We start from the raw sequence: 559 nt of genomic DNA, 5'->3' as shown, positions 1-559 counted from the left end.
TCTTACAATGGATGTTGATGCAAGGATATATAGTGATTCAATAAAAAAGGGGTATGCCCAGATAATGGCCTCAATGCTGAATAATTCAATTACAGTACCATATTATAATATTAAACTTATAGATATCAATGCATACGATTACGTATGTGTTGATATAGAAACCAGAAATGCGGATGTGCAAAAATCAATTGATAGATTTAAAATGGTTTTAAAGTTTTATTGCAATGAAACAATATTATTAAGAATAGACAGCGCCCTCAGGGGTAATATAAAAGCATACCTGATGGAATTTTCAAAAATGGGTAAAATAATAATAACCGATACCATTCCAGAGTATGGAAGATACACTGAAGATAAAAAAACATTTTACCGCGGTGATTTTAAAAATTTAATGGATTTCATACCAGAAAACAGGAATATAACCATTATGGATTCAAGAAATTATAACGATATTAAAATGATAGCATATGAATGTGTAAAAACCGGGTCACTGCCTGTCGACCCTGGAATTTTAATAAAAACCTACCTGACAATCATATAGTTATTTAAAATAATATAT

The 559-nt window shown here is 29.7% G+C and carries 1 protein-coding gene; it reads left to right on the top strand.

The window, feature by feature from the left end:
- On the top strand, positions 1–541 hold a 541-nt coding region (locus AOG55_RS04600), incomplete at its 5' end, for a four-carbon acid sugar kinase family protein (RefSeq protein WP_156318754.1).
- Between the last annotated feature and the right edge of the window lie 18 nt (positions 542–559).

Origin of the sequence: Acidiplasma cupricumulans, assembly GCF_001402935.1 — an archaeon.
GTDB lineage: Archaea > Thermoplasmatota > Thermoplasmata > Thermoplasmatales > Thermoplasmataceae > Acidiplasma > Acidiplasma aeolicum.
Note: the sequence above shows the minus strand (reverse complement) of the source record. Positions and strands in the feature narration are given on the sequence as shown.